Source organism: Collinsella sp. CLA-ER-H6 (assembly GCF_040092305.1).
GTDB lineage: Bacteria > Actinomycetota > Coriobacteriia > Coriobacteriales > Coriobacteriaceae > Collinsella.
Map to the genome: position 1 here is coordinate 142,658 of NZ_JBBNLS010000003.1, position 8,080 is coordinate 150,737.

Genomic DNA, 8,080 nt, shown 5'->3' on the forward strand with positions numbered 1-8,080 from the left:
ACCACAAAGGGGACAGGCACCTTTGTGGTGGTTTTCCAACCGCAAAGGAAGCAACCATGAAAGCACTCGTCATCAACGGCCCCAACCTCAACATGCTCGGCATTCGCGAGCCGGGCATCTATGGCAGCGACAACTACGACCGCTTAGTGCAGATCTGCCAGGAAGCGGGCGCCGCACAGGGCTTTGACGAGGTCGATGTCTTCCAGTCTAACCACGAGGGCAGCATCGTCGACAAGATCCAGGAGGCCTACGGCAAGGTCGACGGCATCGTCATCAACCCGGCGGCCTACACGCACACGAGCGTGGCAATCCTCGACGCCCTCAAGGCCGTCGCCATCCCTGCCGTCGAGGTTCACATCAGCGCCGTCGAGACCCGCGAGGACTTCCGCCAAGTGAGCTATGCACGCCTAGCCTGCTTCGCCACCATCACCGGCGAGGGCCTGCAGGGCTACGCACATGCGCTAGAGCTGTTGAAAGAGTATCTCGAAAAGTAAGACCGCAACACTACTGAATAAACAACAGCGGGGAGGGCCAAGTTGGTCCTCCCCGCTGTTATTACGCCTTCTTGATCACGTACGCCAATCCAATATCGCATCCGCAGCGTACGAATGACGCGAAGAACCACGATGCTGGCAGCGTCATAAGCAGAGGCATGGTCTGCCAAGGAATAAACCAATCGACTGTATGGATCGCAAAGATCGCCAGACTGGCTAGTCCGCAAAACACGAGTCCTCGCTCAAAAGCCCCCAAAACCGGTACGTCTTTCAGCTTCTCCAGCGCCATGGAAACCCAGCACACGCAATAGCTGCCAGCAAGAGCGGCAGCCGTCGCAACCACAAACCCATCCACGCGGCGGCTCGAAAGCTCAAGCCCACTCAGCGCGGCAAGGATAAGCCAAGCGACACCGGCTCCAATAAATAGCAGAGGCTTGTTCGCGCTCGGCTCCAGCCCCCTTTGGCGGGCCGTATAGCCAACCCACATCAGCAAGACGATGTAGCAGCTCAAATCCAAATCGAGCGGCAGGTAAACACCAAAATAGCGAGACACGCTCAAACCGCAAAAGGCAATCGCGGCACAGACAACCCCTTGCCAAACAACCCCAATCCCGCGGCGATCAAACAGCCGCGTGAGCGCATTAAACAGCAGGCGCGACATAAACAGCGCCGCCAGAAACCATGCCATGCCAACGGCGGTAACGCCAAGCCCAGGCACATCAACGCCCGAGGCAAACACAAGCGTGTTAAGCCCCGCAACCAGCGTACCGCTCGTCAACGGAGTGCCGCTCATCAAGAACGTCGGCACCTGCCACGCCAGCGCAAGAACCACATACGGCGCCAGCAGGCGCGACACCGAACCACTCAGCAGCTCGCGCCACGGCTTCGGCCTAAACGTATACCCGGCAAGAATAAAGAACACCGGCATGTGAAACGAGAAGATCGCGTGCCTCAAGGGAGAGGGATTTGGGACGGTGTGCCCCACAATGACCAGAATAATTGCAATCCCTTTTGCAATATCGATCCAGTCGAGCCCTTTGCTTCCCATGGCGAACCCTTCAAAACCGCAGCACACAAAATGAAAAAAGCCCAGACCACCTAGCGGCCCGGGCTTAATAAACGATGGTGCTCCATGGCGGATTCGAACCGTCGACCTTGGGATTAGAAGTCCCCTGCTCTATCCAACTGAGCTAATGGAGCAAATAACCGCACGCCCAAGCAAGCACAAGCCTGTCAGGCGCAAGTAATTATAACCTAGTTGAACTGCTCGCGGTACGCCTTGCAGACCTCATCGACCGGGCCGTCCATGCGAAGGTCACCCTTCTCAATCCAAACGGCACGCTGGCAGATGCGCTCAACCTGCTCCATAGAGTGCGAAACGAACAGAACCGTCACGTCACCGCTCTGGATAAAGTGCTGGATGCGGTCCTCGCACTTCTGCTGGAAGAACACATCACCGACGGACAGCGTCTCGTCTACGATCAGAATATCGGGCTCGGTAATCGTCGCGATTGCAAAGGCGATACGCGCCACCATGCCCGAGGAGAAGTTCTTAAGCGGCATATCGACAAAGTTCTGCAGCTCAGCGAACTCGATAATGCCGTCAAAGTTGGCATCGATGAACTCCTTGGTATAGCCGAGCAGGGCGCCGTTCAGATAGATGTTCTCGCGGGCGGTCAGCTCGGGGTCAAAGCCGGCGCCAAGCTCAATCAGCGGCGCGATGTTACCGTGCACCTTAACGCTGCCCTCGCTAGGCTCAAGAACGCCAGCGATAATCTTGAGCATCGTAGACTTGCCGGAGCCATTGGTGCCGACCAGACCCACAACCTCGCCGCGATGAATATCAAACGAGATGTGCTTAAGCGCCCTAAACTCCTCAAAGAACAGCTCGTGCTTGGCAAGCTTAATGAAGTACTCCTTGAGGTTGGTCAGCGACTCGGACGCCATGTTAAAGATCATGGTGACGTCGTCGACCTCGACAGCCAGAGGCTGCTCGCTGCAATCAACAACAGATTCAGTCATCACAGCACTCCTTAGATGTAGAGGATAAATTTGCGCTCGGACTTATGGAACACGGTATAGCCAATAATAAGCGCAAGAACCGCCCAAGCGACGCACATACCAAACGTCATAAGCGAGGGCGTAGTCTGGAACAGGAAGATATCGCGCATAAACTGCAGGTAGTTGAACATGGGGTTCGCATACATCAAGATACGCACGAGATGCGGCATTTGCGCAATATAGTCAGTCGTCCAGAAGATGGGCGTAATGTAAGTCCACGCCGTAATGACGACGCTCCACAGATGCATAACGTCGCGGAAGAAGACCGTAAGGGCAGAGAGCATCATGCCCAGGCCCATGCAGAAGCACATAAGCAGCAGCAGGCAAACCGGCAACAGAATCAGGTGCCAAGAAGGCATAACGCGGAACCACAGCATGACGATGGCGACGGCGACCAGCGAGAAGGCAAAGTTGACCAGCGAGAAGAGCACCTTCTGCACCGGGAAGACCCAGCGGTGCACCTTAACCTTCTTGAGCAGAGGGGCAGCGCCCACGATCGACGTCAGGGCCTGGTTAGTAGACTCAGACATGACGGCAAAGGTAATGTTACCCACGATCAAGTACAGCGGGTACATCTCGGGCGTCATTGAGCCATTGCGGCCCTGGCCAAAAATCGTCGAGAACACGATGGCCATGACGATCATCATCAGCAGCGGGTTGAGCACCGACCATGCGACGCCCAGAACGCTACGGCGATACTTGATCTTAAAATCCTTGGTAACCAGCTGACGAAGGATAAACGCGTCCTTCTCAAATTCGTTCTTAGCAAACGTCGCAGGCAGACTGCGAGTTTCTTGTTGCTTTGTCTGATCCGACACGGATGCAACTCCTTTACTCGTAATCGTTGACAAACGAACAGTATAGACCCGACGGCCATGCAAACGATTCGCGCAACAAAACTGGAGAACTAACCCACATCTTAGGATGCCGGGCCCAAACGGCTATACTTTCTAGGATTGAATGTATAAGGAGCATTAAGTGAATTCTGAATCCATCGCCGTCATCATCCCTTGCTACAACGAAGCGCTCACGATCGGCAAAGTCATCGACGACTTTCACCGCGAGCTTCCGCAGGCGACGGTCTATGTCTATGACAACAACTCGTCGGACGATACCTCACGCATTGCCACCGAGCACGGCGCCACAGTCCGCTTTGAGCCCCGTCAGGGAAAGGGCAACGTGTGCCGCCAGATGTTTCGCGATATCGACGCCGATTGCTACCTCATGGTCGATGGCGACGACACCTACCCCGCCGAAGCGGCAAAAGCCCTCTGCGAGCCCATTCTTAATGGCACAGCCGATATGACCGTCGGCGATCGCCTGTCCAACGGCACCTACGCCGAGGAAAACAAGCGCGCCTTCCACGGCTTTGGCAATAATCTGGTCCGTGCCATGATCAAGTGGATCTATGGCTACAGCTTCGATGACGTCATGACCGGCTACCGCGCCATGAGCCGCCCGTTCGTTAAAACCTTCCCTGTGCTTTCCGAGGGCTTCCAGATCGAAACCGAGCTCTCGATCCACGCCGTCGACCACCGCTGGCGCATCAAAGATGTACCCATCGAGTACCGCGACCGTCCCGAGGGTTCCGAGTCCAAACTCAACACCGTAAGCGACGGCATTAAAGTCGTTGCGATGATCGGCACGCTGTTCAAGGACTACCGCCCGCTGAAGTTCTTCAGCCTGGTTGCGCTTCTGTTTGCGGTGATCGGCCTCGCCCTGGGCATGCCCATCGTTGTCGAGTATTTCCAGACCGGCCTCGTTCCGCGCTTCCCCACCGCCATGCTCGCCGCCTCGTTTATGTTCCTGTGCGGTCTGAGCCTCGCGACCGGATTCATCCTGGATTCCGTGGCAAAGGTCGAAAAAAAGCAGTGGGAGGTCAACGTGTACAGCAAATACGCTTTCGATGACTATCGCAGCGACAAAACGAACGAGAGGTAAATCGACATGTCGCTCATCTCCATCGTCGTTCCGTGCTACAACGAGCAGGAATCGCTTCCGATCTTTCTCAAAGAGCTCGATGGCGTCGTTCGCATCATGACTCAGCAAGACCCCAGCATTTCCTTTGAAGCCGTCCTCATCGACGATGGCTCGGCAGACAAAACGCTCGTCTTCATGAAGGCAGAAGCCGCGGCGGCGCATCCATACGTCATCCACTGGCACTCTTTCTCACGCAACTTTGGCAAGGAGGCGGCACTGTTTGCCGGACTCCAGCACGCAAAGGGCGACTATGTCGCCACCATGGACGCCGACATGCAGGACCCGCCCTCGCTGCTGCCGCAGATGTACGAGGTCTTGCAAACCGAAGACTACGACAACGTCGCTACGCGCAGGACCACCCGCAAAGGCGAGCCTCCCATCAGGTCGTTCTGCGCCCGTATGTTCTACAAGATCATCAACCGCATTTCCAAGGCCGACATCGTCGACGGAGCACGCGATTTTAGGCTCATGAAACGACCTATGGTCAACGCCATCATCTCCATGGGCGAATACAATCGATTCTCCAAGGGCATCTACGGCTGGGTCGGCTTCAAGACCAAATGGCTCCCCTACGTAAACGTCAACCGCGTGGCCGGTGAGACCAAATGGAGCTTTTGGTCGTTGCTCCTCTATTCCATCGACGGCATCGTCGCGTTTTCCACGGCGCCACTCTCCCTCGCCGCCCTCACGGGTATCGTCTTCTGCCTCATCGCCATCCTGGGATTTATCGTCATCCTGGTCAAAACGCTTGTTTGGGGCGATCCCGTAGGCGGATGGCCCTCCCTTGCCTGCCTCATTACGCTGTTTGGCGGCATGCAGCTCCTGTGCCTGGGAATCATTGGCGAGTACCTAGCAAAAGCCTACTTGGAGGCCAAGCACCGCCCCATCTATATCATTCGAGAATCCAACGAGGAATCTGATGACACGGCCCAATAACAGCACGCTCAAGAACGTGGCGTTCTACGCCGCCTGCTTCACGTTTTCCATCGCACTTTTTGTCGCACTTGCAGCGGCGGGACATGTCTACCCCTTTGGCGACAACTCGTTTCTCACCAACGATCTCAAATACCAATACATCGACTTCTTCGCGTGGTTTCGCCGCGTCCTTTTAGGCGAGGCAAACCTTCGCTATTCCTTCTCGCAGGGACTCGGCATGAACACATGGGGGCTCTATAGCTACTACCTCGCCAGCCCCTTCAACCTGCTCTGCGTGCTGTTTCCCGCAGACAAGCTGACGCTCTTCGTATTCGTCATCAGCGCACTCAAGCTTGGCTGTATCCACATTAGCAGCGCTTGGTATGTGCAAAAGCGCTTTGACTTATCCAAACCCGCGACATTCCTGCTTTCCGCGTCATTCACGTTTTGCAGCTGGACCGTCAGCAACCTGCGCAACCCGCTCTGGATCGACTGTCTGATTCTGCTTCCCGTTTGCGCCTACGGTTGTTACGAGCTCATCCGCAAGCAGCGCATGATCCGCCTCGTCATCGCAACGGCGCTCAATGTCATGTTCTGCTGGTATACGGCCTACATCAGCCTCCTGTTCCTCTGCATCTTCGTATTGGTCGAATTTGTCGATTATGTTGCAGAAGAAGGATTTAGCTGGAAGCTCATGCTCGATCGGGCCCTACGATTCGCCGGGGCCATCGCGCTTGGGCTGCTCCTGTCCGCCTGGACCTTTTTGCCGACCATCCTTGCCATGTCCAAGGGCGGTCCCGTTCTGGCACTTGGCCCCCTGCTTAAAACCAGCCTCAAGTCGCTCATCAGGGGCTTTCTTCCCTGCATGTGGGTAAACAACGAAAGCACACCGCAGTTCTATTGCGGCATCATCATGATGCTGCTCGCGGCGAGCCTGCTGGTTAACCGCACGGTTTCAATCAAGACGCGCATCGCAACACTCGTCGTCACGATAATCCTGGTCGCAAGCTCCGTTTTGAGCCCGCTCGAGTATATCTGGTGCGGCATGCGCGTTCCCAATGGCTTCTACTCACGCACGGCTTTTTTGCTGAGCTTCTTTGCGCTGTGGGCCGCAGGATACGCGCTGCAGAAACTCAAAGAGCGGTCAACATTACGTCGAGCCCATTGTCCAGCCATTATCCTGCCACTCCTGGCACTCACGGCAATTGAACTATTTGCAAACGCCCATGTCATGTGGAATCAGCTGTACACAGGCTATTCCGAAGAAGCCAACAGCGCCTATGTCGCCACCGCAACCGACACGATCACGACCATTCAAGACCAGACTTCGGCGTCGTTCTATCGCGTTGACCGCACGACCACACGCGTCGACAGTGCCGCCCTCAACGAAGGCCTGGCGCTTGGGTACAACCAGTTGTCTTCGTATTCGTCTGCCAACAACCCGCAGGCCATCGCACTGCTCAACTCCCTTGGATACAGCAGCGCCGGCGAGTTTTCGACCCGTTATGCCGAACCCATTCTTGCCGTCGATGCCCTGCTGGGAGTTAAGTACGCCATTGCCGAAAACGCGCCTGCGGGATACGTTTCGGCCAAGACGAATCAGGCCGACTCCACAAGCGCGGTGTACGAGAACCCCTATGCGCTCAGCATTGGCGTCGCGGCCTCAAGCGATATCCAAAACAGCACGCTAAAGATCGAGAACCCCTTCGAAAAGCAGAACGACCTCTACAGCAAAATCCTAGGCCGCGAGGTCGAGCTCTATACCAAGATCGAGGCCACGAGCACGGAGAATAGCAATAGCTTAAAGCAATGGAGCGTTACTGTACCGGCAAGCTCCATCGGGTATCTATACATCAACAGAGATGCGACCGCCGGCAGTTATTGGCCCGTCACTCTTACCATCGACCAGCGAACAATCAAAAACGAGGCTTGGAGATTCGACAACAATATCCGACAGATTGCAGACGCATCGGACGCCCCGAGCCAACATACGGTGTCAATCGGAGTCGCAGAGGGCTATACAGACATGCCCCAAGACAATGAGCCGGTCTTTTACGCCCTCAATCTGGAAGTCTTTGAGCAGATTATCGACAAGCTCAAGGCAAATGAGTTTGTTCCGACAGTTTTTGAAGACGGCAAGATTGAGGGCGAGTATACCGCCAAGAACGATGGCAACCTGTTGCTGAGTGTCCCGTACGATGACGGCTGGAGCGTAACGATTAACGGAGCCGCCGCAGAACTAACGCCCGCCGCCGATAAGGGCTTGTCGTCCCTGAACATGCAGAAAGGCGCGAATAGGATCGTGATGACCTACAAGACTCCGGGCGCCCTTGCGGGGCTTGCAGTGAGTCTGGCGACCGCCGCCGCCCTTGTTGCAGCGGGGCTATACGCCAGGCACAAGAAAAGCCGCCGTTAACAAGCGGCGGCTTTTGCTCTCGAAAAGTTGATAGCGGCTAGAGCGTCTTGAGGTACTCCCCTAGCTCTTCCTCCCAGTCGGGCATATGGAAGCCCACGGCTTCGAGCCTGGAAAGGTCGAGCGCGGAGTGGACCGGGCGCGGGGCGACGGGGCCGGCGGCGCTCGCGTAGTAGTCGGCAGTCGATACCGGCACGACCCTGTCGCCGTTGCCGTT

The 8,080-nt window shown here is 56.1% G+C and carries 7 protein-coding genes and 1 tRNA gene; 4 read left to right on the forward strand and 4 right to left on the reverse strand.

What is annotated here, in order from left to right; all coding sequences use genetic code 11:
- Positions 1-56: 56 nt before the first annotated feature.
- Positions 57-494 (forward strand): type II 3-dehydroquinate dehydratase, encoded by a 438-nt coding sequence (gene aroQ, locus AAAX77_RS02240; RefSeq protein WP_349104578.1) that lies wholly within the window; start codon positions 57-59, stop codon positions 492-494.
- Between the two features lie 61 nt (positions 495-555).
- On the opposite strand, the gene AAAX77_RS02245 is transcribed toward aroQ, so the two are convergent.
- The 4 genes from AAAX77_RS02245 to AAAX77_RS02260 all read right to left on the reverse strand — a co-directional run bounded on the left by AAAX77_RS02245 (position 556) and on the right by AAAX77_RS02260 (position 3,373).
- Positions 556-1,542, reverse strand: a complete 987-nt coding sequence (locus tag AAAX77_RS02245) for an acyltransferase (RefSeq protein ID WP_349104580.1) — start codon at positions 1,540-1,542, stop codon at positions 556-558.
- A 75-nt stretch (positions 1,543-1,617) separates the two neighbouring features.
- A tRNA-Arg gene (locus AAAX77_RS02250) sits at positions 1,618-1,694 on the reverse strand.
- Between the two features lie 54 nt (positions 1,695-1,748).
- Positions 1,749-2,516, reverse strand: coding sequence for an ABC transporter ATP-binding protein (locus tag AAAX77_RS02255; RefSeq protein ID WP_349104581.1), 768 nt, complete (start codon positions 2,514-2,516; stop codon positions 1,749-1,751).
- A gap of 11 nt (positions 2,517-2,527) precedes the next feature.
- Positions 2,528-3,373: an ABC transporter permease gene (locus AAAX77_RS02260; RefSeq protein ID WP_022094778.1), complete on the reverse strand. Its 846-nt coding sequence runs from the start codon at positions 3,371-3,373 to the stop codon at positions 2,528-2,530.
- Positions 3,374-3,533: 160 nt separating this feature from the next.
- Here AAAX77_RS02260 and AAAX77_RS02265 point away from each other — a divergent pair, with 160 nt between their 5' ends.
- From AAAX77_RS02265 to AAAX77_RS02275, 3 genes are read left to right on the forward strand one after another with little or no spacing between them, the layout of a single operon-like run.
- Positions 3,534-4,496, forward strand: coding sequence for a glycosyltransferase family 2 protein (locus tag AAAX77_RS02265; RefSeq protein WP_349104582.1), 963 nt, complete (start codon positions 3,534-3,536; stop codon positions 4,494-4,496).
- Positions 4,497-4,502: 6 nt separating this feature from the next.
- Complete coding sequence (locus AAAX77_RS02270) at positions 4,503-5,471, forward strand: glycosyltransferase family 2 protein (protein WP_349104583.1); 969 nt, start codon at positions 4,503-4,505, stop codon at positions 5,469-5,471.
- Positions 5,455-7,866 carry a YfhO family protein gene (locus AAAX77_RS02275; RefSeq protein WP_349104584.1) on the forward strand — a complete coding sequence of 804 codons (2,412 nt, stop codon included), beginning with the start codon at positions 5,455-5,457 and terminating at the stop codon, positions 7,864-7,866. Before AAAX77_RS02270 ends, AAAX77_RS02275 begins: the two co-directional genes overlap by 17 nt.
- Positions 7,867-8,080: the final 214 nt, after the last annotated feature.

Bases quoted from the DNA above. Each gene is read 5' to 3' on its own strand.
- aroQ (WP_349104578.1), top strand. From the start codon at position 57: ATGAAAGCACTCGTCATCAACGGCCCCAACCTCAACATGCTCGGCATT.
- AAAX77_RS02245 (WP_349104580.1), bottom strand. From the start codon at position 1,542: ATGGGAAGCAAAGGGCTCGACTGGATCGATATTGCAAAAGGGATTGCA.
- AAAX77_RS02255 (WP_349104581.1), bottom strand. From the start codon at position 2,516: ATGACTGAATCTGTTGTTGATTGCAGCGAGCAGCCTCTGGCTGTCGAG.
- AAAX77_RS02270 (WP_349104583.1), top strand. From the start codon at position 4,503: ATGTCGCTCATCTCCATCGTCGTTCCGTGCTACAACGAGCAGGAATCG.
- AAAX77_RS02275 (WP_349104584.1), top strand. From the start codon at position 5,455: ATGACACGGCCCAATAACAGCACGCTCAAGAACGTGGCGTTCTACGCC.